Source organism: Paenibacillus massiliensis subsp. panacisoli DSM 21345 (assembly GCF_000426545.1).
Taxonomy (GTDB): domain Bacteria; phylum Bacillota; class Bacilli; order Paenibacillales; family Paenibacillaceae; genus Paenibacillus; species Paenibacillus panacisoli.
Genome location: NZ_AUFO01000020.1, coordinates 118479 through 143124, shown reverse-complemented (window position 1 = coordinate 143124; position 24646 = coordinate 118479). Strand labels below are relative to the sequence as shown.

Below are 24646 nucleotides of genomic sequence, written 5' to 3'. Positions count from 1 at the left end.
TGGTCAAGCCCCCAATTAGTAGACATTGAAAAAAACACCTAGGCAGCAAACTGGCGTCGGTAATCTACCGGCGTCAGTTTATTTAATTTACGCTGTGGTCGTCTTCGGTTGTAAAATTGAATGTATTTCTTAATTCTCTTTTGTGCCTCCGCCATTTTTCGGATATCATAAGGGTAGAGCCCTTCCGTTTTAAGATGTGAGAAGAAGCTCTCCATAGAGGCGTTGTCTAGGCAATTGCCCCGGCGTGACATGCTGATTTGGGCGCCAACCTTTGGCAGCATGTCATGGTATGCATGAGACGTGTACTGGAATCCCTGGTCGCTGTGAACGACCACTCCGGTCACGTCTTTTCGCTTGGCAAATGCTTTGGCAAACGTTTGGAGAACTAACTCGTTATCGTTACGTTCGCTTAGCTGGTAGGCAATAATCTCATTGTTGAACAGATCTTTTATTGCCGAGAGATAGAGCCAGCGTTCGCCTACCCGGTATTGGGTCACATCCGTTACCCATTTCTGGTTGGGTTTGTCTGCCGTAAAGTCTCGTTTCAGCAGGTTCTCTGCCACACGATCTCCAGCCTGCTGCTTCGTCCCGTTCCTCCTACGTTTCCGGCGAATCCTGGCTTGAAGTCCAAGCTTTTGCATGAGGCGCAGAATCTTCTTGTGGTTCATCCATATGCCGTCATCTTGCCACAAGAACAATTGGAGCTGCCGATACCCGTACTTTCCCTCGTAGCGCTTGTAGACTTTACGAATTTGTTGTTTGGCTTCAGCATTGCGGTCGTTCCCTTTTCGCTTCAAATAGGCGTAGTAACCGCTTCTGGAGACGCCAAAGAGTTGGCACAACTCCGCAATTCCTCCTAGGCCTACGGCTTGCTCGATGAGTTTAAAGCGTTCTTCCTTACCTCCTGCATCCAGATTTCCAAACACTTTTTTAACATGTCATTCTCCCGTTTAAGCCTTTGAACATACCGATCCTGATCCATATATTCCTCTCGGCGTCCTCGCTGATCCAGTAGTCCATACTCACCCAGTTCTCTGTACTTACGCATCCATTTCTTAACTCTATCCTTATCCTGGATCCCAAGATGTTCAGTAATCTGTCTGTATGTCCATTTCTCTTCCACATGTAGTCGGATTGCCTCTTTCTTATCTTCTTCAGTATATGATTTAAACTTCTGTCCTTTAATCGCCATAAAAATGCACCCCTTAGATTTCATCGGATTAACCAGGGGGTTTTTCCAATGTCTATTCTAAGGGGTGCAATTCAAGTAGAAAGAGGGCTTTCCAAAAATATTACTTAGTATACGGACAGCGTACCGTCATAATTAATCACTTGTCCATTGTGGTTCTCATCATCCAAAACAAAATTAACGATTAATTCCGCTGCTTGAGCAGGTGTTTTTACAAAATCTCCTGTCATATTTCCGTTCAAATCTGTTGTAACTGCCCCAGGCATCACTGTGAAAATCTCCACAGGGATATTCTCCTTCTCAAAACTCATTCCCCAAGACTTGGTCATGACATTCAAGGGAGCTTTGGATGTTGTATAGGCAAATGCATTGAAGTATGGTAACGGCTCAATAGGTATACTGATATTTTGAATAATGCCCTTATTGGCAATTAGTAGCGGGAGCAAGCCTTTTGAGAGCGCAAAAGGACCGATGAAGTTAACTTCATGAGTGGCTCGAAGATCCTCCACAGTAAATTCCCATCCAACCTTATGCATATCGCCTGGAATACCGGCATTGTTCACCAGTAGCGATAAATCTGTGTAATTCTGCGTAATCGTTGCTACTGCATTCTCAATACTGTGTAAATCAGCTACGTCTAACAATAGCAAATGTGCATCACCAAAAGCTCGAAGTGAAGCTACCGCCGTATCTCCTCGCTCCTGATCACGTGCTCCAACTAAAACGCGATACCCTGCTTCTAACAACCTTTTTGCAATCTCATATCCAATCCCTTTATTCGCACCCGTTACTAATGCTGTCTTTGTCATCTGTGTTTCTCCTTTGCTACGGGCAATCTTAAATTCACTGCTCCGTAAGTTTTCTTCGATAACGTTGATATATCAACGTTGATTCATCAACAGTTTATGATAAATCATCTTTTATGGCAAGCTTTTTTTATAAAGTAAGTAAGCTGGTCAGTACATGAATAAAGGCAACCAATCATGTAGTAGATCGGCTGCCTCCTTAATTTAGATGATTGCTTTAAATATTTTTTTACCTATAGAGTCTATCATAATTCCTTGAGAAGGCTCTTCTCTAGTAATCCATTTTTTTAATTGAGCAACATAATAATCGATAAGCAAATTCGAGAAAAAAGAATAATTGGATAGCAATACAACTCCTACACGGTGTCGTCACGGTTTTAACTGTTTAATGTGGATGACAAGATTTGATAGAAACGTTCCTTATCTACTTCTCGTGAAATTTCCACGTTTCCATGTTGAGCTGGTTGAAATGAAGTGCCTCCCATAAAGGCTTCCTCGCGGGTTTCAACGCGAACAAATCCTTTTTCAAATTGACAAACATCAGGATGAAAAATACAAACCGCCGCCAATGGGTCATGTAATGTCAACTTATTCGAACTTTCAAGCCACGAATTGCCAAAATCAAATACGGCTTTCATCAAATCGGAATTCGCAAGTAATAGCTCTCCCGCCTTGGCTGCCTCTATGGTCAATTTGTCTGTGATTTCAAGCGTAATGGCCCGGTTGATCGCTACTTTGGAAGCAAAAACAATGTGGGATGCGAGCGGGTCAGCCCATGAGTTCCAATTGTAGTAGGCTTCCGGCAATTCCTCTTGGCCAAAATATCCATTCATCATATAGAGTCCTCTTAACAGAGACGGGGCGTCGGGATATGTATTAAACAACGTTGCAATATTGGTCATGTTTCCTATGCCGAGTAACACAATCTCATGTGGATTATCCCTGATCATCTCATACATAAATGCAGGCGCATCCGATTTTTCATAGATATCATGTTCCCAGTTCGGCAATGCCGTCGCACCGTCCGGAGTCGGATATACAGGAACAGGCTGCAACGTTGTATCCAACCCCGCAACAATCGGAATATCCCTCTTAACGGTTTTACAAATGGCATTGGCAATGGCTGCCCGCTTCTCCGGTTCTCCGCACACCGTTGTAATGCCAACTAAGTTACACTGCGGCTCTTTTAATAAATAGGCCAGACAAAGGGCGTCATCAATATCGCCGCCAATATCCGTATCAAGCAGTATTTTCTTCATGTATAGATACTCCTGTATTAGAAATTAGCCCGTACTGTTCCCATTGCAATGAAAATAAAAGCCGCTAAACAGTGACTTTCCGTGAGACCATGCAACTGGCCCTAGACAACGGGTGTCTTACGATTAAAGGGTTCCATAATCAATTTCCATAAACTGTGTAACTTCTTTCTCCCACCGCTCAGCTACAAATTCAATGTGCTTGGGATGTACGTTATACATTTCATAATCTTCTTTACTGTTAAATACCATAGAAAATCCAAAATCAAAATGATTCTTGGGACTGATTTCACGAAACACCTGGAAATTGTTCACTGTAGGTATGCTGCTTAACATGGTTTTACCATCATGCAGGAACTGTGCTTCTTCTGCTGAGCCCTTCTCGTGTTGAAGTGAAAATACAACAGAATGAATGATTTGCTCTTTTTCCATTGATATCGCTCCTTTAGTCATTCATATTGTAATGATGGGCAATACATGAATTGGAAATCCGGCTCCATCATCCACATAATCATAAGGATCTACCTGAAAAATCTCGGTTAACGTCTTATTATGCTCTTTCAAATGGAGATGAAGCTTTAAATTATTGCTATGAAAGCGATACACCGTATTTGTCTTCCTTCTTAGCCATTCGGCGTGATCCGGGGTCATTCCTTCTAAGGCCGCATGGAAAATTTGCTGCCTCCCTTTGGAGATATCTACTGCAATGGATTTCCCTTCACTTTTTGCAAGTTCCAGCAGTTTAATCCCAATCTCTATCCCGGTTTCGTTGCTAAACTGATCAAACTGTCTGATCACACTTAGACTCTTGTCCCATGTCATAATCAGCGATTCCTTCGGTCTTTGTCTAATACATTCGTTCACATTCGCGATCTCATACTGGAACCCTTCATCCTTGACTCCATCTACACGCTGCGGTACAGGCTCACCATATGTTGTTAGCTCTCCATTTTTCAAGACTTTGATCGTAACAGGTCTCCAGTATCCAGTTTAGCTTGCACTTCTAGACCGATCGTTTTATACTATACCAAATAATACGGAAGGCGAGGAGATTTTATTGAATACAATCATTCCCCCATTCCCCCGCGAATCCGCAATGCAAAAAATCCGGATGGCGTATGGGAACGAGAATGGGAAAGCTGCCACCAATGGTCTGATGAAGCGCTGGTTCGCTTCGATCAATGATATCCCGATTAGCGAAGACGAACGTAAAATTCATTGGCCGCTCGGTCGGCGTCTGTATGATCATTCTAATCTTACCGATCTAGGCCTATGACTCGTACTGTATTCGAAAGGGCCGATGTTATTCCTATGGTTGCTGAGGTATTTCGCGAGCTTGGCTACGAGGGGGCATCCATGAGTAAAATTACAGCCCGCACACGTCTTTCAAAAGGAAGCCTATATCATTTCTTTCCTGGGGGGAAAGACGAGATGGCCGCTGAGATTCTCGCACACATTGATCAATGGTTCACAAGACACATATTTGAGCCGCTTGAACGGGACGAGCCTCGAGAAGCTATCCAGAACATGTGGCGAGAGGTCAATGCTTATTTTCAGTCAGGTCAACGAATATGTCTTGTTGGTGCTTTTGCTCTTGACGAGACACGAGACCGATTCGCTTCACTCGTTCGGGAGTATTTTAAAAGATGGATCGATGCCTTATGTGCCGCAATTGTTCGAATAGGAGCATCTATGGAGGCTGCAATCAAAATTTCCGAAGATACGGTTGGCGGTATTCAGGGGGGATTAATACTTAGTCGAGCACTCCATGATCCGACTGTTTTTGAACGTACATTAGCAGGAATCACTGAGCGAGTAACTATATTTATAGAGGAGATTTGAACGAGAGCAGCCAACGACTGGCTGCCAACAGGGATTCTTGCTACCGCTTTATCTTTGTGTCAGCGGGTATCCCAATAAATCCAGTAAGCCGATTCCCTCCCCCATTGCCGTCAGCAACTGGGGGATCAGGATTTCGAGACGCTCGCCCTTCAAAGGATTGCGTATCAAGCCAACCTCTGCCGTGGAACGGTCTATTTGCATTTTACAGACAAATATGACCTCCTTACGCCGTCAATTCTTATGAAGAACAAATGCATCATGTTCAGAGGTCATCATGTAACTTGCGATTTCTTGTATTACTTGTTCACATGAGCTAATCTCTTTGATTCCCCCTGCTGATAGAGAAACACAGGAAATAAATCACACTAAGAACAGTGAAAAAAGCCGCTAACATAGCGACTTCATGAGCATATGTTCTTGTGCCTCGATCGTTCAACGCAATCGCTTTGCAGGTTGTTCAATCCCTTTAAAAGAATGGTTGTTTTTTTCCTAAATCGGTTAAATCAGAGCTTCGCAGTACTAGATCGTCCCTGAGCGAACCATCCTCCTGGAAAGGTTCTATGACAATTAACTTGTGCTCTACTAAAAAATTCATCAGTACTGTTGTCATTGAATTAACTTGCTGCTGATACGACAAGCTTTTACTTCTTTTTAACATCGTCGGATAACTGTATCTTAATATACTCACGCATGTCACCTCGGATTTCACTACTTGCTATGGCTAGTTTAACTGATACGTAAATTTTCAGTCAAATGAGTGCACTGGAAGATAAGGATAAATCTATTTGTGCTATAATGTAAAAATTAGGTTGTCCTCTAACGAAAACTTAATTCTAATTAGTCTAGACATTTAGGGAGGAGAAATGAATGGATTTAGAATTGAAAGATAAAATAGCACTAATTACAGGTGGCAGCAAAGGGATCGGACTAGAGACAGCAATTATTCTAGCATCGGAAGGCGCAATGGTGGCAATTGTTGCCCGCAACGAAGCTCCTCTTCAAGTCGCGGCGCAGCGTATTAAGGAGACTACAGGTGCAGATGCACTAGTCATCTCTGCAGATATTTCAATAGAAGCAGAGGTGCGACGTGCGGTGGAGCAGACTGTAGAACATTTCGGTGGACTAGATATTTTGGTTAACAATGCCGGAACAGCAGCGGCTAACCGCTTTGAGGCGGTCAGCACCGAAAGCTGGACTTCAGATTTGGATTTGAAATTGTTAGGAGCAGTTCATAGTTCTAAGGCGGCAGTTCCTCATATGCGTCAAAGAGGCGGTGGTTCCATCCTTAATGTGACGGCGACGGCAGGTAAGGCGCCACCTGCGTCGTCTTTGCCAACATCAGTCAGCCGTGCGGCAGGACTTGCCCTCACGAAGGCCATGAGCAAAGACCTCGCCAAGGAAAATATTCGTGTTAATGCCGTGTGTATCGGTCTAATTCGTAGCGATCAGATTGAGCGGAAGTGGAAGGCTTCAGCACCAGAACAAAGCTGGGAGGAGTTCGCTTCCGATCCGAGTCATGGCATCCCACTCCAGCGAATAGGTCAGACAGCTGAGGCCGCAAAAGTGATTGCTTTTCTTGTGTCAGGAGCAGCCTCCTATGTCACAGGAACTGCCGTGAACATAGACGGTGGTACATCCTCCGTATTATAAAAAACGATGATATAGTTCTATTTTAATCCTTCCCTTTGGTGGCCGTATCTTATCCTCCACAGAAGCGCTATCTCTCCCTCACAGTCCTGACAGTCTTGCTATAGTTGGTGGTGGCTATATCGGAGTAGAGCTAGGGCAGATGTTCGCCAAGTTCGGTACGAAAGTAACGATTCTTGAAGGGGGTGGCCAAGTGCTGCCAGGATTTGAAGGTGAACTTGTTGCTCCTGTAGTTCGTCAACTTGAAGAAGATGGAATAACAATCATTACAGACGCCAACGTAGTAGGCGCTGATCAGCATGCACACCATCTTGAGCTTCACTATTCACATCAGGATGAACGCTGCACAGTTCAAGCGGAATATGCACTGATTACTGTCGGAAGAACACCCAATACGGATGGGGAATTGGGTCTAGAACGCATCGGTCTGCCCTGTACAGCCCAAGGACTGATTGAAATCGACGATCAGTGCAGAACGTCCATTCCGCATATTTATGCCATCGGTGATATTATCCAGGGACCCGCTCTGGCTCACAAAGCTTCCTATGAGGCGAAGATTGCTGCAGAAGCCATCGCAGGCAAGCCTTCCATTGTCGACTACAAGGAGATTCCGCTTGTGGTGTTCTCTAGTCCAGAATTGGCTAGTGTTGGCCTTAATGAAACCGAATGCAAGCAACAATCAATTCCAGTTGTCGTTGGAAAATCTGCATTCTCTATTAATGGCCGAGCATTAGCTTTGAAGGAGCCAGCAGGTGTTGTGAAAATTATAGCGCATCAAGCATCTGGCCTTGTATTAGGAGCACAGATTGTGGGTGCTGAAGCATCTATCCTTATATCTGAGCTTGCCTTGGCCATCGAGATGGGAGCAACTGTTGAGGATTTGGCCATGACGATCCATCCTCACCCGACGTTGGGCGAAGTCATTATGGAGGCCGCAGAGCATGCCAATCGTAAGATGGAAAAGCTCTCAAGCCATTAAGAGATTGTATGAGGTGAAATATGGACAATACAAGCGCTGTATATGCGGTTACAGATCGTCTTGTCATTCGGCATTTTGGTTTGGAGGATGCGACATCTTTTTATAACTACCGTGCAGATCCATCCACTTCCCGATTCCAATCCTGGGAGAATTATATCTATGAAGATGCTGAATCCTTTGTCAGAACTCAAATGGAACATATGCCTGACCAACCAGGTACGTGGTTTCAATACGCCATTGCCTTGGCTAGTTCCAATCAATTGATTGGGGACTGCGCACTTCATACACTTGGGAATGAACCCCGAATTGTTGAAATAGGATTCACACTCGCACCTGAGCATCAAGGGATGGGGTATATTCATGAGGCCCTTTGTTCCTTGCTTGACTATACTTTTAGTACCTTGGGCAAGCATAAAGCCATTGCTCTTGCCGATGTACGAAACGAAAAATCCATTCGAGTTCTAGAACGTTTAGGTATGAGACGCGAAGGACATCTGTTGCAAAATTACATGTCAAAAGGAAATTGGGTAGATGAGTATCAGTATGCGGTCCTCCAGTCAGAATGGTTAACTAGACATCGTTGATCGTAACACACATAAGCAGCCTGCCAGCAGGCTGCTTATGCCACATTCCTTCAATCTGGTTCTATAATTGCAAGTTCTCATCCTTGCCAATCAACAGGTGTAATGGTCCGTTTAAACCATGATCTGTCTTCGTTTATCACTGACCATGTCGGAACAAATAGCTGAGCAAGGCACCGTTGGATGTTCCTGTCGCGCTTTCCTCAGAAATATCATAAAGTGGAACAAAATTCCGGCATTCTGCAACAGCATGGTCTGGCATATCCATCGTGAATAGATGATATCCAACCACATGCATTATTGCACGTATCAATATACCATACTCCACAGAAACATGAACTCATGAGTATTCTTTTTTCCTATCATGTTGATATTGGATGAGCCACTCCTCCTCCAATGCATCCCAGCTCGGGGTAGGCACATCCGACTTGGCCCTCCACGCAGTAAATGCCTCATTCAGCACCTTGAGCTCTACTGCCGTCCCATCAATCAGTCGGCTCACTGGGAGCGCGAAGAAAAGCTTCATGGCCAAGCGGGTTAAGCGTGGATAGCGGGTAATCCAAGATGCTTGCGCCGCTGGGGTCAGCGGATACCCTAATGAATCCAGTACGCGGAAGCCCTCCCCCATCGCGGCCACCAACTGACGCATTCGCTTGTCGTCACGGACAATCTGTTTCATCTGGAAGCGATGGAACAGAATGACCATGTTCATAGGCACGACCAACACCATGTGATTTTTCAGCCAGGCATCGATCTGATTATGATGGTTGAGCTTGTACTTGGTTCGCATGAACGCCTGCTCCAGCAGGGAGTCGAAGGGAATAGCCCCATTCAATCCCCCGATGACCATCTGCCCGTGACCGCCACGGATGCAAATGACTTGCCCGTTCGCACGTGTACCCCCTGTAGTCTGGAATCCAAATGCGACCTGCTTGGGAGAGCGCCCAGATTTGCTGAGATAGTCCTGCATAGCATAGGTATCCATATTGTTGCCGACCAGTACGATATGACGGCTATCGTTGTCTGCGAGGATCGGCAGCACAGCCTCGAAGTCCGAAAATTTCATGGTAACAAAGATCAGGTCATACGCGTCACCTGGCTCCAGTGTTCGAATCACACGAACCGGATCGATGGTTGTCTTGCGCTGAAGGTAATGTCGGATGACCAATCCAGCCTGTTCTAGTTCCTCTGCTCGTTTTCCTCTTGCCAACACGGTCACGTCATGCCCACCTCGTATGAGGACATGCGCCAGATAGCTTCCTTGCACACCTGCACCGTACACGAGTATGTTCAATAACATCCCCTCCTCCTACAATTAACAGTTGTTGAATATCTAACACCTGTGTACTACAATCAAGGTATCATTCGGATGGAGGCAAGCGCAATGGTTAATAACATTCGCTTTTGTTGAGAAATGAACAACGGACGCTGGATGTGTTCAAGAAAGAGGGGAAGAATATGGATCGACGTATCATGCGATCAAGACAAATGATTATGCAAGCGTTCATAGGGCTGCTGGGGGAGCAGGATTTTGAGAGGATTACCATTCAAGGGATTGCGGATCGGGCCAATGTCAACCGCGGGACGGTCTATTTGCATTTTACAGACAAATATGACCTCCTGGAACAGAGTGTAGAGACATATCTGATGATGCTTGCTGACAGCTGCGTGCCGGATGAAGAGGTTGACACTTTACTGTCCCGGGAGCTGCTGATTCGTACGTTCACGTATCTGAAGGAGCATGCAGCAATTTATAGTGTTTTGATCACTAACAAAGGCATTCCGGCTTTCAGACACCGTATGACACAGATGATAGAAACGAATATAACCGTGGTGGTGAACCATATGGAACTGCGTACCGATATCCATAGAGATGTGCTGGCGCAATTCTTATCCGTTTCTATCACAGGGTTGATTGAGTGGTGGATCGTCCAATCCATGCCATATACCCCAGAAGAAATGGTCGAACAGATGACTAAGATTTTGGAGGCCAGACTGCAGCTATGGTGAACCCTTATCTAAGCCGGACATCTTTGGTTTCGAACTCAACATTTAGCTATGCATCGAATCGGTAATCGAAGCCAGTCCTTGTCCATTTCGGCAAATGGAATTTTTAAAAAAGTTCATGTACTTCAACTAGATTCATATGTTATCTCTAAATCCTTGTTAAGAAAGTAGAGTTAAAGACTGCTTCATCTGCCTCATCGAATTTCAATTCTCCATCCCTTCAATTGCTCTGATCCATAAGTAAGGGAATATTTTTGAATTAGTTGCTGTATTGTTACTATCTGTTCTGAAATAGCTTCACTACTTGCTTTCACAATAAATACAGGATGAATATCGTTTTCGCTTAATATATTTATAATCAATGTCAGAATTTTAATATCACTGTTTAGAGGATTGGATATTTCTTCAAATCCAAAAACTTTGTATGGACTTAAATTATTAACCTGAAGAATCATCTTAAGATACTTATGTGAATTCTTTTTGACTAATTCGGATATTTTTATCAAGTATGGAGAAGTTGAATTTTGACCATAGGGTCCAAATATATCGAGGTTAATCCATTTGTTTTGCTCACTGCCAATGGTTTCGTGACGGCAAAATAACCCATTATGCCTTGGAAGAACAAATGCTGGATCGATTATTTCCCTGCAGTATTCTAGCATCTCTTGCTTTTTCTTATTTTCTTTGCGAAATTCTTTCGGTCCCTCTGGGAAAATCTTATTGAATTTTTGATAAAAATATCTAGGAGAAGAAAAACCACTCTCGATTGATACTTCAACTAGACTTTTGTCTGTAGTTAATAATAGTTTTATCGCGTGCTCAATTCTTAAGTAATGAAGTAAATTTTGCAGCGTATCTCCTATTAACAATTTAAATTGTGATGATAAATAATCTAAATTTAAATACTCCTCAGTAATTTTAGCAATATCATTTAAAGATGCCTTGTTGGTGTAGACCCTGCTATTAAATAAATATTCATATAGTTTCTCCATTCGTTGCAGCTTGGTTGGGTTACCATCGAAAATTCTTTTGACATTAAAATTTGTAGTGAGTAGATCCAACAATTGTTCTGTTATGTTCATTAGAGCTAAGAAGCGGTTCTCTCTCTTGTTTACAATTGGCGATACTAACGTGCAAATTGTTTCATTCATTTCTTTTATTCGTTCTAACCCTAGATAAATTCCAGGGCTAAATTCATGCGCAAACCAGATTTTTGATATATCCGGGCAATACTCTTTTGCGAATTCAGCATCTATATTTATCTGGAGTACTAAATTATTATCATTAGTCTGAAATAGACGGTGAACTTGATTGATATTGAAAATTTCTATTGCACCAACTCCTAATTTCCTGCCCTCGTCTGCAATTGCAATATGAACGCTACCTTCCAATACAATCACTACTTCAATGGAATTATCCCACCGAAACGGTTCATCTTTGACTCTTAGAAGCTGCGCTTTTAAGGGAGTGTTTTGGGTCGAAAAATGTTTACTACTCATCTTTTATTTCCTCCTCTCAATTCAAATATTAATAAGCAGCAAATAAATGAGTCTAAGAAATGTACGAACAATTCAAAGAAATGTGAATTGTTCACTCGTCTTCATTTGAGGAAAATGAAATACAGAACAACAATGAAATTTAAAATGAAGGATTGGGGGAGAAAACATTGAATCAAATTGAAATCACATCGAAGCTTAATCCACAACAGCAAGAACAAGTTGCAAATCTATTTTACGAAGCTTTTCCATTGAAAGTAAAATATCTATGGTTTTATGCAAAAACTAGAGAGCAGGCAGTTGAGCTATTATCTCAATCTATACAATTTGAACAAGGTATATATGCCATAAGAAATGAAGAAGTGGTTGGATTTCTAGGATACAATATAGGAAAAAAAGCTTTTACACCTGCGAATTATAACGCTTTTCGGAATGTTTACTCTCCATTCATAGCGATTTGGCGATTTTTATTTTATACGTTTTATTTAAGATTCCATCTATACAATGAAAATATATTGCATATTGACCCTATTGCTGTGTCTGTAAAAGCTCGTGGCAATGGAATAGGGAAGTTGCTATTAAACAAGGTAGAGCAACTCGCAAAAGATATGCGCATCAATAAAATAAATCTAGAGGTTGTTGATACTAATCCGTCAGCACAAAAATTATATGAACGTTTTGGTTATATTATCAAAAAAGAACTTAAATCTAGCTCATTTACTGTAAAAGCTGGTTTCAAAAAGGTGATATTTATGCAAAAATGTTTAGAGCTCACTACCACGACCTAATGTGCACGTGACTTGAACAAAAGCAGCCGATCATGTTAATCAGCTGCTTTCTTCGTTTCTTACAATTAAGATTAATAAAGAGCTCCAAAATCAGAAAATGGAATGCGATGCGTATATCTTCGAAATTTCACTTTTTAATTGTGCGAACACCGCAAGGTCAATGTACCTGCCTTTCTCAAACTCATGCTGACGAAGTACACCTTCCTGTTGAAAACCAAGCTTGTGCAGCAGACGAATGGATGCCTCATTCTCCGGTTCAACCTTTGCTTCGATCTTGTTCAACTGCATGCGCATGAATCCAAAATGTAGTACAGCACGAGCCACTTCTGTCATAACGCCGCGGCCCCAGTAGTCGGAATGCAGATCGTATCCAACCTCTGCACGGTTATGTACATTTTCATAATTCAGGAACCCACACGTTCCAATTACACGACAGGACTCACGGTCTTCAATCATCCAGCGCAGACCCGTATGTTCCTTGAAAATCTTCGCATACCAGCTCATCTCTCCCCTAGTATCCTCTTCAGATTCGAATGGAGTAAACGGCATATATTGCACCACGGCTTCATCCGAATACAATGCCAATAGATCCTTACTGTCCTTGTCCTCTGGTGCCCGGAGAATGAATCGTTCGGTCTGGATTAACGGAAATAAATCAAATGCAAATGGATCACTCATGCTCGTTCTCCTCTGTTTTATAGTTACTTGCTCATTCACAACGATGCGCGAATCGATATCCTGAGTTATTTTACTACGTTAACCTGATTTAACCAAGGGGCTGTCCCGTTCCCATAAAGTAAAAAAAGCCGCTATAATAGCGACTTTTAGTGGGAATGAAGAATACGCGTATAAAGTGCCCCTTCAAATGGATACAGCCTTTCTCCACCCGCCAAGATGTGTAATGTCCACCGCAGTCTCTACGGCTGAGGCCTCACAAATGAAACCCGACACCACCCTGCCGTCTTGCAGCAAAATCTTACCCATCCCTAGCGGAGCTGGAATGGCTGCTGTAAATACACCAAAGGAGGTAACTGGCATGCTCCATAGCTCCAGATCAATGGCTGCACCATTTTCCAATGTATGAACCAGACCCGGCTTTGCTGGACTCGTATTCAGTTGGTACAGACGATATGCGGGAGCTGTGCGGGCTTCCTCCACAAAAGTAGCTCCCAGGCCCGTCATCTGAGCTTCCAGTAACATGCCTCTCATATGCAGGCCACAGACAGCGACCAGAATACGAGCCTGATTCTGTCTGAACATCTTAGCGGCTTCAAGCATGGAGGCTTCCTGCTCAGGTAATGTGAAGAGAGTTATTCCAAAAGGCGTGTTCTCCTCTACCTCCCCTGCGGGAATCGCGATCGCACTCAAATCGAGCAAATTGCAATGATTCGTGTATAGTCCCATCTGACTATTCGCATGAATGGGGTCCTTCTGTACTTGTTCTCTTGTCCATGTTCCTCCGCAGGTTGGCAGCACAAGGACGGCCTCTTGCAGCAACTCTGCCGTGCTGCGCTGAATTTCAGCCAAACGGTGCTGTGCACGGAATAATGCAGCGGCGGTATATGTTTCCTTGCTGCCTGTTCGAAGGATTGTCTCCGTTACAGGTAACAGTGCGCCAGGATGCAACTCGACGAATGATTCCAGGTCCGCCCATCGTTCAGCTACAAGTGGCCCTTCGTACAGAAGCGTTGCAGCTTCTTGCAAGAGAGAGATATCAACCTCTTCAACATTTAGACCTGACTGCAGCAATGCTTGCTTGGTAGTATGCCAAGCCGCCTCGTACTCTTTTGCAAATGGACCATAAAATGTTAGCTCTCCCTTGGGTAGCAACCACTTGGCAGGTGCGCGAGATGGACCCAAAGGGCGTGCTCTTGAGAAAGCATCTTCGATATGTGGACCTCGCACGATCCGGTCTACGGAAGCCGCGTCTTCCAGCTCATTGGCAAACACAGTAATGCAATCAATGCTACGGCATGCAGGAACTAGGCCAGTGGATGGCCATGCGCCTACAGCAGGCTTATAGCCAACCAGACCATGCAGTGCGGCTGGAATTCGGCCCGAGCCGGCGGTATCTGTGCCAAGCGAGAAGGCTGCTTGACCAAGTGCTACTGCTACCGCCGAACCAGAGCTTGAACCTCCGCTGATCAGCTCGGGACGTAAGGCGTTATGTGTCTGCCCATAAGGGCTTCTCGTACCGACCAGCCCTGTGGCGAATTGATCAAGATTGGTTTTACCGACAGGAATGGCGCCAGCAGCAATTAGCCTTTCCACGACTACGGCATGTTGCTCGGAGACCGTTGCGAATTCTGGGCATCCTGCCGTGAGAGGCCACCCTTGAACCGCAATGTTGTCTTTGATGGCAAAAGGAATGCCCCACAGCGGATATTCAGTAATGGACAGATGCTGAAGGCTCTCCAGATAGGGAGCAATAAGCTCCAGAGACGGCGCTGTGATCCAATGGTGGTAATCCTCAGTGTCACTTGCGCGCTGGATGATGCTATCCACCACCTCCGAAGGTGTGAAGCTCCCTTGAAGATAGCCGTTACGGAGTGCATGGATCGACATGATGTTCGGAATGGCATTCACCGTCATAGCCTAACCTCCTCCTTGGTCGTTGGGATGATGGCAGCGATCCAGTCTCCTGATTTGATCTGATCACCCGGTGAGACATAAATCGAAGCGATCATTCCATCTGTCGGAGCGAGCTGCGGGAACTCCATTTTCATACTTTCTTCTATTATAATAGTGTCACCCTTTTGGACCTTCTGACCTGGCTCCACTAATACTTTCCATACGCTGCCTGACATCGAGCTGCTCATGCCCAAGCTCCCTTCAGGCATCTCTACTTCCTCCAAGGTTGCCGCTACTTCAGGCTCAGACACATATTCCGCGATACCGAGTTCCTTCCAGTAATTCCGTTCCGCCTGGAATGCGCGCTGCTGCTGCTGCCGGAAACTGCCAGATTCCTGTTCGATGGTTCCCAGCCATTCCAGATACGTGCCCAAATGGAACGTGGTCTCCTCGACCTCCAAAGTAAAGCCTCCCCGCGGGAACTCCTCACGCATGTTGAGAAGCTCTGCCTCTGACACCGGATAGAACTGAAGCTGATCAAAGAACTGTAGCAGCCATGGCTTGCCTGCCTCGAAATTGCTTGTTTCTCGGAACGAGTTCCACATTTGTACCGTGCGTCCGACGAACTGATATCCGCCAGGACCCTCCATACCATACACGCAGAGATACGCGCCGCCAATGCCGACGGCATTTTCCGGAGTCCACGTCCGCGCCGGATTATACTTGGTGGTTACCAGTCGATGTCGCGGGTCCAGTGGTACAGCCACTGGCGCACCAAGGTACACATCTCCAAGCCCCATGACGAGATAGGAGGCGTTAAACACGATTTCAGCAACCTCTTCCAGCGATCCGAGTCCGTTCATACGCCGGATGAACTCCAGGTTGCTTGGGCACCATGGCGCATCGGGTCTAACATTTTGCTGATATCGCTCAATGGCAAGCTGGGTTGCGGGGTCGTCCCAGGACAGTGGTAATTTGACGATCCGTGAAGGCACTTCAATGGTCTCCAGCTCCGGAAGCTGTAGGTCCAGCTTCATGATCAGGTTAGCCGCTTCTTTTACCGTCATACGGGTCGCGTCCAGATGGATCTGCAGAGAACGAATACCTGGCGTCAGCTCGATATAAGGTATGTTCCCCTTTTCTTTGATCGCTTGCATGAGCACGTACGCCTGGAATCGGTATAACAGATTTAACTCGCGCTCCCCGTACTCGACCAGAATGTTCTCATCACCGGAGCAGCGTACTGTAATCGGGAAGCGTCTGCCTTCTACCGCTTGGGCTAGAATCGGCATATACTCACCGGTAGATGTTGCGGGTAGAGCGGGCAGCATTGGCTGCGCGTCAAGCTCCTTTAGATAAAGCTCTTGCTCCGCTCTTAATTGCTCGGCTTCTTTAACTGTTATAAGCCTGAAGCGGAGCTTGTCGCCAGGGCTTAGTTGCCCGAGCTTCCATAATTCAGCGGTCGCCGTGGTTACCGGGCAGACGAACCCTCCAAGACTCGGACCGTCTGGTCCTAGCAGGATTGGCATGTCGCCCGTCAAATCCAATGCACCGACAGCATAAGCATTGTCATGAATATTAGAGGGATGCAGCCCTGCATCACCGCCGTCAGTTCTCGCCCATAGCGGGGCAGGACCAATCAATCTGACGCCTGTTCTGGAGCTGTTGAAATGAACCTCCCATGTAGTCTCGGTCAACTGGTCCAGATAAGCAGGAAGCACGTATTCATCCGTACAGTGTGGTCCAGGTATCACGCCAATCGTCCATTCATTGTTGTACTTCGGTCTGCAATCGGCTGTGAGGGGAGCAAGCGTGACCTGCTCCTTTCCTTTTACATCATGTACTCCCAGAATGGCACCAGTGCGCAATGCACTACCACGATGACCACCGAATCCACCCAAAGTAAAGGTTGCTGCACTACCAAGAGTGAGCGGCATATCCAGCCCCCCGGCCACGAGCAAGTATGTCCGCAGGCCCTGTCTGGCTTCACCAAGAGTAAGCACCGAGCCTGGAGAGGCAACTGTCGGCGTATATGGCTCAACAATCACACCATCCAGTTCGGCCTTCATATCAGCTCCTGTCAGGCAGAAGATGATTTCGTCTCTGAAGCGATATGCTCCCCCGCGTAGTGTCATTTCAAGTCCAGACGCATGTGCATCATTGCCAAGCAATCTGTTGCCAATACGAAAAGCAAGGTGATCCATCGGTCCGGATGGGGGCACACCGATATCCCAGTAGCCAATTCTTCCAGGACAGTCCTGTACCGTGGTCTGAATACCGCCGTCCAACACTTCAATGGTACACTCCAGTGGTTTAAAGTCAGAAAGCATTCGGGTATGCACTTCCCCATTCTCGAAGGAAACGGTGTGTAAAAATGCTTCTATATAGGACTGATTGGTCGTTACGCCATACACCCGAAGCTGAAGGAGTGCATCCTTCATTTTGTCAATTGCTTCCCTGCGCGTGTTGGCGTGCACAATGATTTTAGCCAGCATCGGATCATACAGTGTAGTCACATTCAATCCAGGTTGAATCCAGCTCTCAATTCTCACATCTTCGGGCCAGTGAATCGCATCAATGCGTCCATCGCTCGGCCGAAAATCATTCATGCAATCCTCGGCGTACAAGCGTACCTGGAGACTATGCCCTGTTGGTGAAGGAGCTGAGATATTCAATGAGTCGGTCTCATTGGCGGCTTCCTTGACCATCCATTCCACCAAATCGATGCCTAGTACCTCTTCTGTCACCCCATGCTCTACCTGAAGTCTTGTATTTACCTCCAGGAAGTAAAATTGCTGCCCATCGGGATCATACAGGAACTCTACCGTTCCAGCATTGCGGTAGCCTGCGGAAATCGCCAGTCGTCTGGCACATTCAAGCATCTCCTGTCGCACTGCATCCGGTAAGCATGGAGCCGGGGTCTCCTCAATGATTTTCTGATTGCGCCGTTGTACCGAGCAGTCCCGTTCCCCCAGAGCTACTGCTTCACCGTTACCTGTACCGAAAATTTGAACCTCAACGTGACGTGCACGTGCAATGTACTTTTCAAGGAATACGCCGCCGTCATTAAAATTGGCTGTGGCCAAGCGGGATACCGATTCAAAAGCTTCGCTCAGCATTTCCTCGTGCTCACAGACCCGCATGCCAATTCCCCCACCACCAGCCGTCGATTTCAGCATCACAGGATAACCAATGCTTGCAGCCTGTTGAACTGCTTCATCCAGAGAATGCATCAGGCCTGTGCCAGGCAGCAAAGGTACGTCAGCTTCAGCTGCCATGGCCCGTGCCGTATGCTTCAAGCCAAATAGCTCAATGTGTTCAGGAGAAGGGCCAATAAATGTAATGTCCTGCTCCGCACACGCTCTAGCAAAGGCTGCGTTCTCGCTCAAAAATCCATAACCGGGATGTATAGCATCAGCCCCTGCCTCCTTGGCAGTCTTGAGGACCAATTCGGCATTGACGTAGCTCTCTCTTGCCGGCCCCTCACCAATGAGCACAGCTTCGTCTGCAAGCTCGACATGCAGGCTGTCTCGGTCTGCTTTTGTGTAGATGGCTACGCTGGAAATGCCCATCTGACGAAGAGACCGAATGATGCGTACGGCTATGGCACCGCGATTGGCGATCAACACTTTTTTAAACATCGGCGTTACCTCCCTCTGCATCCCAGATAAGCACTTTGGCTGGAGTGGGGTTATAGGCATTACATGGATTGTTCAACTGTGGACAGTTGCTGATCAGAACGGTCACGGGGGCCAGCGCAACTAATTCAACGTAACGACCTGGTGCCGATATGCCATCTGCAAAGGTTAGCTCGCCTTCCGGTGTAACAGGCACATTCATGAAAAAGTTGACGTTAGGGGCGAGATCCCGCTTGGTATATTCATCCCGCTGTGAGAGCATTAGCATGAAGGTATCACGACAGTTGTGCATCGAAAGCTTATCATGGGCGTAGCGGACAGTATTGCTTTGTGCCGAACAGGCACCGCCGATCGTGTCATGTCTTCCGCAGGTATCAGCCGTAATCCGCAGCAGCTCTTGGCCCGATTCAGCGAGTAGCGTCGAACCTGTCGTCAAATACAGATTTCCTTGACTGGTAATCGTGCGAACTGCACTGTAATGGTTAGTCGGATCTTCAGTGGAGTAGAACAGCGTATCAACGGCCTGATTGCCTTCCATATCAACGATGCGAAGTACTTGGCCTGGCCGAAGATCATGTAGCCAGCCATCACCGGCTGGGATTACGTGCTCGTATATGGCTTTTTCCTCCAGTAATTGACTCTCTACAAGTTGAGGAGTATTCATGTTAGTTGGCCCCCTTCAGCAAAGCAAAAGCATTCCATGTATTTTCAAAAGCTCTTTGATTCTCTCCACAATGAAGAACACAAGGGTCCTCTTCAGAAGCGGGCTCGACATCTGTCACCGACACGATAACCGAGGTATTTGGGTAGTGTGCTGAAGGATCAAGCGGATGAGGTGTATTTGATAGCACGAGCAAGATGTCCATTTCCGTCCGGATCGTCACTGACCGTGCTGCTGTCTCCTGCCATGTGTACTTCATCGTTCCATCCAATTCGCACACGACCTTTGAGAAAAAGTTAACCGGAACCGCGATGTCACGCGGCGACAGCTGATGCCGGAACAGCTCGACCTTAAAGTTCTCTTCCCCGCTTCTCAACCAGTCGTTGCGCTGGTCCTGATATGTGGTGATTCCATATTTTTGATCCGTCGCCTCACGAGTCGTATATCCGGATAAAGGATCATGCCAGCCTACCGTATCTTCCGTAATGGAAGCCAGCACCCTCCCTTGATCGCTCATCAATACGTTGCCTGTCGTCAAATAAGCGGTGTGTTGGGCTTTCAGGGTATCAGGCATGTTGTAGCGTTCTGCCGGATCTTGTGCATGGAATAACAATGCGGATACATTGGCACGATCTCCTGTTGCTGTTAATGTGATCGCTTTTCCTCTTCCTACATGGGCAGACCATTTGCTACCAGGCTGCATAGTCATCGTGAATAATGCTGTCATTGTTCATTCCTCCTGTAGAAAAATATAAAAAAGCCCGAGAGAAACATCAAAGATTGCTCTTTGATTGATTCTCCCGGGCTTTTTTCCCGCCGTGTACATTAGGTGATGCGCCCAATGCGTTTTCTCTCGGACCAGTCAACCGATCTACGGTTCGGAACCCTAGAAAACATTTTTATGAAATTCATGTTATGAATACTAACACTCAAAATCACAAATCACAATACTTTTTTGAAAATAATCTTAAAAAACATTCCTTCCGCTTAAACTCATGGCATGTTTTTCTCAAAATGACGAAAAAACTACTATAGAAAATGACTGGACGTGCGTATATGCTCAAAAAAATAGCTTGATTTTTACTAAAACGCCTGTAAAAATGTGAAATATCATGACACGGAAAAACAGCATATCATTTTTAATTTCGAAGGGGGTTTTATAATGTCACAAAAGTTAACACTAAAAAGAAATCTCTCCTTGAGCCATGTGGTGACCATGGGACTGGCCTGGATGTCTCCCATGATATTTTTCACGAGCTTTGGTGTCCTACATGAGGGTTCTCAGGGGATGCTGCTGGCTGCATACGTTCTTGCTTTTGTAGCTATTCTGTTTACCGCAGGCAGCTATGGACAGATGGCCAAGGCTTTTCCGGTGTCAGGTTCGGCTTATACCTATGTAAGTCAAGCGATGAACCCGTTTATCGGCTTTTTGGTAGGCTGGGTGATTCTGCTGGATTATCTGTTCTCCTGTATTGTAGCTGTACTGATGTTTGGCATTAATCTGCATGCCCAGTTTCCCTCTATTCCTTCACCCGTCTGGATTGTGCTCCTTACTCTTATTGTGATGACCATCAACGTGATCGGCATCAAAACGTCCGCAAACGTCAACAAGATATTTGTGCTGATGCAAATCATTTTTATAGCAGGTTTTTGTGCCTTTCTTGTATACAAAGCCGTGACACAAGGGGTGGCTACGGGACTTAACCCACTTCATTCCGTAGAAGGCGTTCCCTTCTCAGCCATATTGGCTGGAGCTTCTCTCGTCTGTTTTTCTTTCCTTGGCTTTGATTCCATCACGACGATGGCAGAAGAAACGAGACAACCGGAAAAAACGATACCCCGTGCCATTCTGATCATCGTTAGTATCGCTGGTATTATGTATTTCGCAACGGCTTATTTAATTCAACAGATGTACCCTTCCTTTACGTTTGCACATATGGACTCTGCAGGATTCGAATTAATGCAGGTTATTGGCGGAGGAACACTTGCCTCCATCTTCACCTTTGTCGTTATTTTCTCCGTGCTTGCGCAAGGCATGTCTTCTATGACAACTGTCTCCAGGCTGCTGTTTGTCATGGGCAGATCCTCCTTGCTGCCCCGAAAATTCAGTTCTATTCACCCCAAATTCCGCACGCCTGTGTTCAATATTGTACTCGTCAGTGTTATTTCCCTCGCGGCCTTATTCATCAGTCTGGAGACGGCAATCATGTTTGTCAGCTTTGGTGCACTAACAGCCTTTCTATTCGTAAATCTCTCTGTCATCGGCCATTATATCATTCGTCAGAAAAGACGCAGTTTACAGGATTGGATTGTTCGAATGATTTTCCCCTTGTTAGGAGCCATCTTCATTTTATATCTCATCACTCAACTTGGAGCTTCCTCTCTTCTTCTTGGCACCGGATGGATTGTGCTAGGCCTGCTTCTGTATGTGAGTCACCGAATGAGATCTGCATCAGTCCACAACCTATTGCCTGAGGTTGAAGAGGCGATGTGAGCGGAATATACGAGCAAGTAACACGAGCCAATCACGCAAATGAGACTAGTTTGCTGGTTGGCTTTTTAACATCCTGCCTCTATAACATCCCTCATTGACAGAGCGACGGCAAAGTGGTGTATTTAACTTATGAAATATGCTAATTATTTACAATCGGAACTATTAATACACATTCTCGTTTAGTTCAAAGGAGGAGCATAATGAATACACAGCCTGAGCAAGCACGGCACATTATCCGATTTTGCCAGGGACTTCTAAGTCATGTAGAGGACACCATCGCTATGGAACACCCGGTAACGATTAAGATTAACGGCGAGGAATTTGTAACCCTCGTCTGTACCCCAGAGTTCATCGAGGATATGGTCATCGGCTATCTCGCCTCCGAGGGAATTATACGCCATATGCAGGATATCCAGCATATTTGGACCCAGGAGGAAGAAGGCTTCGTGCATGTCACGACGAAACGCTGGAATCCCCTGCATCGGCAGCTATTCGCCAAGCGGTACGTCACCTCCTGCTGCGGCTCGGGGCGTCACAGCTTCGTGTACGTCAACGATGCACGCACGGCCAAGCATACCCATGGCGAACCTATTGAATTGCGCTATGCCGATTGCTTCCGCTTGATGAATACGGTACTGTCGGGAACTGAGCTGTTCCAGCACACCGGAGGCGTTCATACTGCAGCACTATGCAGCAATAAGGACGTACTTCTGACCCGCAGTGATATTGGGCGCCATAATGCACTGGATAAGATACTGGGACACTATCTGCGACAAGGAATTCCCCCCGAGCACAGCACGATCGTACTCAGTGGAAGAATCTCTTCGGAAATATTGTTGAAGGCCTCCAAGCTCGGAGCGGAAATCGTCCTGTCCAAATCCGCTCCGACCAGTCTTGCGATCGATCTGGCTGATGAGCTGGGTATAACCGCAGTCGGCTTCATTCGGGCAGACGTCTGCAATGTATACAGCCATCCCGAGCGAATTACTGCTGATTAGCAGGCAAGTGTGAGCCGTTTAAGAGAATTCGCGCAGTGACGGAAGTCTGTAAGCCACCTGTGTCAGCAAGCGATGAGCTATCCTTAAGCTGCTGATAGGATTTAAATGTACTAATGAGACCCTATAAGACCCCATAAGACATGATGAGAATACCATGAGATAACGGTAGAAAATCGTACGATACAGCTAGCAATAAAAAGGCCCCTAACAACGCATAAATGCGACTTGTTGGGGCCTCCTTTCTATTTACTTTTCATATAAAATTCACTAGAATCGCAAATCCCGCTCACCGCTTCGGATTCGCTCCAGTTGTCTCATGGTAGCCTTTCTTACTCCTTCCTTAGGAATACTCTCAAGATTGTCGCGAATAATCTGCTCCCCCAGCTCCTTCATTTCCTCATCCGCGTAATCCAGCAAATATTCCAGCAGCGTCATTAGCGAATTCGGCTGACACACATTGTGGATCTGTCCAGACTTGGCCAGTTGCATGAAACGGTCCCCGGTACGGCCCTCGCGGTAGCAGGCTGTACAGTAGCTGGGAACGTAACCATCCCTGCATAGTGCCTTGACGATCTCAAGTGGTGATCGGTGGTCGCCAAGCGTGAACTGCGATACCTGCTCCTTGTCTTTATTGACGCTGTAGCCCCCTACGCCTGTAGCAGAGCCAGCGCTAATCTGTGAAATGCCTAACTGAATAATCCGGTCCCGGAAGCCAGTGTCTTCCCGTGTGGACAAAATCATGCCTGTATAAGGGACGGACAACCGCAGAACAGCCACGATCTTGGCAAATTCATGATCATTGACGAGATATGGATAGTTATCCAGATTGACATTTTCAGCCGGCCGCAGGCGAGGAACGGAGATCGTATGGGGGCCGCAGCCGAATGCCTCCTCCAGATGCTCCGCATGCTTCAGCATGGCGATCGTATCGTATTTGTGATCATACAGACCGTACAGAACACCGATACCGACATCATCTATACCCGCGCGCATGGCTCGATCCATGGCGGTCGTATGCCAGTCATAATCCCGCTTCGGACCATTGGGATGATAATGGCGATAGCTGGGCCGATGGTAGGTCTCCTGGAAAAGGATGTACGTTCCGATCCCTGCCGCAGCCAAACGGCGATAATTCTCCTCTGTCGTGGCAGCAATATTGATGTTGACGCGACGGATTTGACCGTTATCCAGCCTCGTCTCATAGATGGTACGTATGCAATCGAGCACATAGTCTATGGAGCAGTAGCGCTCATCCTCGCCAGCCTCCAGCACAAGTCGTTTGTGACCAAGGGCTTGCAATACCCGGACTTCCTCCGCGATATTGTCGGCACTCAGGCGACAGCGCTCCAAATCCGAATTAGAATGCTTATAGCCGCAATAGACACAATTGTTGACACAGTAATTGCTTATATATAGCGGAGCAAAGAGTACGATTCGGTTGCCGTAAATTCGTTCCTTAATCTGTCTAGACACCAGGAATAGCCGTTCCAGTGTCTCCGCATCCTCCACATGGAGTAGCACAGCTGCTTCCATAGAACTGAGCCCCTTGCATGCGCTAGCCCTGTCCAGTATATCCTCCACCAATGCACGGTCCTGCACCGCCTCGGCGCCATAGCGAAGGGCGGCAATTATGTCCTCATCCTGAATAAAATCTGCCGGGCGATGCTCATCCAGCTTGCTCACAGCGATTCAC

Annotated in this window: 23 protein-coding genes, 2 pseudogenes and 1 riboswitch; of the genes and pseudogenes, 10 read left to right on the top strand and 15 right to left on the bottom strand. The window is 46.2% G+C overall.

Annotation, left to right across the window (positions count from 1 at the left end; translation table 11 throughout):
* Positions 1–38: 38 nt before the first annotated feature.
* From K331_RS0117120 to K331_RS31060, 6 genes are all read right to left on the bottom strand, one after another.
* Entirely contained in the window at positions 39–926 is an 888-nt protein-coding gene (locus K331_RS0117120) for an IS3 family transposase (RefSeq protein WP_156897677.1), read from the bottom strand.
* On the bottom strand, positions 863–1192 hold the full coding sequence (locus K331_RS0117115; RefSeq protein WP_028591249.1) for a helix-turn-helix domain-containing protein: 330 nt from the start codon (positions 1190–1192) through the stop codon (positions 863–865). The genes K331_RS0117120 and K331_RS0117115 overlap by 64 nt, the downstream gene beginning before the upstream one ends.
* A gap of 104 nt (positions 1193–1296) precedes the next feature.
* Complete coding sequence (locus K331_RS0117110; protein WP_028591248.1) at positions 1297–1998, bottom strand: SDR family NAD(P)-dependent oxidoreductase; 702 nt, start codon at positions 1996–1998, stop codon at positions 1297–1299.
* A 374-nt stretch (positions 1999–2372) separates the two neighbouring features.
* The gene (locus K331_RS0117105) at positions 2373–3254 is read right to left on the bottom strand and encodes a nucleoside hydrolase (RefSeq protein WP_036635155.1); all 882 of its coding nucleotides are present in this window, start codon (positions 3252–3254) and stop codon (positions 2373–2375) included.
* Between the two features lie 123 nt (positions 3255–3377).
* Positions 3378–3683: a Dabb family protein gene (locus K331_RS0117100; RefSeq protein ID WP_028591246.1), complete on the bottom strand. Its 306-nt coding sequence runs from the start codon at positions 3681–3683 to the stop codon at positions 3378–3380.
* A 21-nt stretch (positions 3684–3704) separates the two neighbouring features.
* The gene (locus K331_RS31060) at positions 3705–4208 is read right to left on the bottom strand and encodes a heme-binding protein (RefSeq protein ID WP_051289886.1); all 504 of its coding nucleotides are present in this window, start codon (positions 4206–4208) and stop codon (positions 3705–3707) included.
* Positions 4209–4308: 100 nt separating this feature from the next.
* Here K331_RS31060 and K331_RS29800 point away from each other — a divergent pair, with 100 nt between their 5' ends.
* From K331_RS29800 to K331_RS0117065, 6 genes and pseudogenes are all read left to right on the top strand, one after another.
* Positions 4309–4527 carry a DUF1348 family protein gene (locus K331_RS29800; RefSeq protein ID WP_051289885.1) on the top strand — a complete coding sequence of 73 codons (219 nt, stop codon included), beginning with the start codon at positions 4309–4311 and terminating at the stop codon, positions 4525–4527.
* Positions 4524–5093 (top strand): TetR/AcrR family transcriptional regulator, encoded by a 570-nt coding sequence (locus K331_RS0117085; protein ID WP_028591245.1) that lies wholly within the window; start codon positions 4524–4526, stop codon positions 5091–5093. The genes K331_RS29800 and K331_RS0117085 overlap by 4 nt, the downstream gene beginning before the upstream one ends.
* A gap of 117 nt (positions 5094–5210) precedes the next feature.
* A complete protein-coding gene (locus K331_RS31575) occupies positions 5211–5405 on the top strand; it encodes a TetR family transcriptional regulator (RefSeq protein ID WP_084165497.1) in 195 nt (64 codons plus the stop codon).
* Between the two features lie 555 nt (positions 5406–5960).
* Positions 5961–6743, top strand: coding sequence for an SDR family NAD(P)-dependent oxidoreductase (locus tag K331_RS0117075; protein ID WP_028591244.1), 783 nt, complete (start codon positions 5961–5963; stop codon positions 6741–6743).
* A gap of 28 nt (positions 6744–6771) precedes the next feature.
* Positions 6772–7719: pseudogene (locus K331_RS29795) on the top strand (dihydrolipoyl dehydrogenase family protein); the annotation flags it as partial.
* A 20-nt stretch (positions 7720–7739) separates the two neighbouring features.
* Positions 7740–8303: a GNAT family N-acetyltransferase gene (locus K331_RS0117065; RefSeq protein ID WP_028591243.1), complete on the top strand. Its 564-nt coding sequence runs from the start codon at positions 7740–7742 to the stop codon at positions 8301–8303.
* Positions 8304–8442: 139 nt separating this feature from the next.
* On the opposite strand, the pseudogene K331_RS31955 reads toward K331_RS0117065, so the two are convergent.
* Positions 8443–8592: pseudogene (locus K331_RS31955) on the bottom strand (PhzF family phenazine biosynthesis protein); the annotation flags it as partial.
* A gap of 48 nt (positions 8593–8640) precedes the next feature.
* Positions 8641–9594 carry a ketopantoate reductase family protein gene (locus tag K331_RS0117055; protein ID WP_028591242.1) on the bottom strand — a complete coding sequence of 318 codons (954 nt, stop codon included), beginning with the start codon at positions 9592–9594 and terminating at the stop codon, positions 8641–8643.
* Positions 9595–9758: 164 nt separating this feature from the next.
* Between K331_RS0117055 and K331_RS0117050 the strand changes: the two genes are divergently transcribed.
* Complete coding sequence (locus K331_RS0117050; protein WP_028591241.1) at positions 9759–10310, top strand: TetR/AcrR family transcriptional regulator; 552 nt, start codon at positions 9759–9761, stop codon at positions 10308–10310.
* A 191-nt stretch (positions 10311–10501) separates the two neighbouring features.
* Here the strand turns inward: K331_RS0117050 and K331_RS0117045 are convergent, their stop codons facing one another.
* Positions 10502–11806 (bottom strand): helix-turn-helix transcriptional regulator, encoded by a 1305-nt coding sequence (locus tag K331_RS0117045; RefSeq protein WP_028591240.1) that lies wholly within the window; start codon positions 11804–11806, stop codon positions 10502–10504.
* A gap of 167 nt (positions 11807–11973) precedes the next feature.
* On the opposite strand from K331_RS0117045, the gene K331_RS0117040 reads away from it, so the two are divergent.
* Positions 11974–12591: a GNAT family N-acetyltransferase gene (locus K331_RS0117040; RefSeq protein WP_036635149.1), complete on the top strand. Its 618-nt coding sequence runs from the start codon at positions 11974–11976 to the stop codon at positions 12589–12591.
* A 90-nt stretch (positions 12592–12681) separates the two neighbouring features.
* Here the strand turns inward: K331_RS0117040 and K331_RS29790 are convergent, their stop codons facing one another.
* The 5 genes from K331_RS29790 to K331_RS0117015 all read right to left on the bottom strand — a co-directional run bounded on the left by K331_RS29790 (position 12682) and on the right by K331_RS0117015 (position 20188).
* Positions 12682–13269, bottom strand: coding sequence for a GNAT family N-acetyltransferase (locus K331_RS29790; protein WP_036635146.1), 588 nt, complete (start codon positions 13267–13269; stop codon positions 12682–12684).
* A 183-nt stretch (positions 13270–13452) separates the two neighbouring features.
* Entirely contained in the window at positions 13453–15183 is a 1731-nt protein-coding gene (locus K331_RS0117030) for an allophanate hydrolase (RefSeq protein WP_028591238.1), read from the bottom strand.
* Entirely contained in the window at positions 15180–18803 is a 3624-nt protein-coding gene (uca, locus tag K331_RS0117025) for an urea carboxylase (RefSeq protein ID WP_028591237.1), read from the bottom strand. The genes K331_RS0117030 and uca overlap by 4 nt, the downstream gene beginning before the upstream one ends.
* On the bottom strand, positions 18796–19464 hold the full coding sequence (locus K331_RS0117020) for an urea amidolyase associated protein UAAP2 (RefSeq protein WP_028591236.1): 669 nt from the start codon (positions 19462–19464) through the stop codon (positions 18796–18798). Before K331_RS0117020 ends, uca begins: the two co-directional genes overlap by 8 nt.
* Before the next feature lies 1 nt (position 19465).
* Positions 19466–20188 (bottom strand): urea amidolyase associated protein UAAP1, encoded by a 723-nt coding sequence (locus tag K331_RS0117015; RefSeq protein WP_028591235.1) that lies wholly within the window; start codon positions 20186–20188, stop codon positions 19466–19468.
* Positions 20189–20256: 68 nt separating this feature from the next.
* Positions 20257–20362: riboswitch (guanidine-I (ykkC/yxkD leader) on the bottom strand.
* A gap of 261 nt (positions 20363–20623) precedes the next feature.
* On the opposite strand from K331_RS0117015, the gene K331_RS0117010 reads away from it, so the two are divergent.
* Positions 20624–21955 carry an APC family permease gene (locus tag K331_RS0117010; RefSeq protein ID WP_028591234.1) on the top strand — a complete coding sequence of 444 codons (1332 nt, stop codon included), beginning with the start codon at positions 20624–20626 and terminating at the stop codon, positions 21953–21955.
* Positions 21956–22155: 200 nt separating this feature from the next.
* On the top strand, positions 22156–22953 hold the full coding sequence (fdhD, locus tag K331_RS0117005) for a formate dehydrogenase accessory sulfurtransferase FdhD (protein WP_036635143.1): 798 nt from the start codon (positions 22156–22158) through the stop codon (positions 22951–22953).
* Between the two features lie 267 nt (positions 22954–23220).
* On the opposite strand, the gene hydG is transcribed toward fdhD, so the two are convergent.
* Positions 23221–24636, bottom strand: a complete 1416-nt coding sequence (hydG, locus tag K331_RS0117000; protein WP_028591232.1) for a [FeFe] hydrogenase H-cluster radical SAM maturase HydG — start codon at positions 24634–24636, stop codon at positions 23221–23223.
* Positions 24637–24646: the final 10 nt, after the last annotated feature.

Coding starts and splice junctions, on each gene's coding strand:
- K331_RS0117115 (WP_028591249.1), bottom strand. CDS start 1,192: ATGGCGATTAAAGGACAGAAGTTTAAATCATATACTGAAGAAGATAAG.
- K331_RS0117110 (WP_028591248.1), bottom strand. CDS start 1,998: ATGACAAAGACAGCATTAGTAACGGGTGCGAATAAAGGGATTGGATAT.
- K331_RS0117105 (WP_036635155.1), bottom strand. CDS start 3,254: ATGAAGAAAATACTGCTTGATACGGATATTGGCGGCGATATTGATGAC.
- K331_RS0117100 (WP_028591246.1), bottom strand. CDS start 3,683: ATGGAAAAAGAGCAAATCATTCATTCTGTTGTATTTTCACTTCAACAC.
- K331_RS0117085 (WP_028591245.1), top strand. CDS start 4,524: ATGACTCGTACTGTATTCGAAAGGGCCGATGTTATTCCTATGGTTGCT.
- K331_RS0117075 (WP_028591244.1), top strand. CDS start 5,961: ATGGATTTAGAATTGAAAGATAAAATAGCACTAATTACAGGTGGCAGC.
- K331_RS0117065 (WP_028591243.1), top strand. CDS start 7,740: ATGGACAATACAAGCGCTGTATATGCGGTTACAGATCGTCTTGTCATT.
- K331_RS0117050 (WP_028591241.1), top strand. CDS start 9,759: ATGGATCGACGTATCATGCGATCAAGACAAATGATTATGCAAGCGTTC.
- K331_RS0117045 (WP_028591240.1), bottom strand. CDS start 11,806: ATGAGTAGTAAACATTTTTCGACCCAAAACACTCCCTTAAAAGCGCAG.
- K331_RS29790 (WP_036635146.1), bottom strand. CDS start 13,269: ATGAGTGATCCATTTGCATTTGATTTATTTCCGTTAATCCAGACCGAA.
- K331_RS0117030 (WP_028591238.1), bottom strand. CDS start 15,183: ATGACGGTGAATGCCATTCCGAACATCATGTCGATCCATGCACTCCGT.
- uca (WP_028591237.1), bottom strand. CDS start 18,803: ATGTTTAAAAAAGTGTTGATCGCCAATCGCGGTGCCATAGCCGTACGC.
- K331_RS0117020 (WP_028591236.1), bottom strand. CDS start 19,464: ATGAATACTCCTCAACTTGTAGAGAGTCAATTACTGGAGGAAAAAGCC.
- K331_RS0117015 (WP_028591235.1), bottom strand. CDS start 20,188: ATGACAGCATTATTCACGATGACTATGCAGCCTGGTAGCAAATGGTCT.
- K331_RS0117010 (WP_028591234.1), top strand. CDS start 20,624: ATGTCACAAAAGTTAACACTAAAAAGAAATCTCTCCTTGAGCCATGTG.
- fdhD (WP_036635143.1), top strand. CDS start 22,156: ATGAATACACAGCCTGAGCAAGCACGGCACATTATCCGATTTTGCCAG.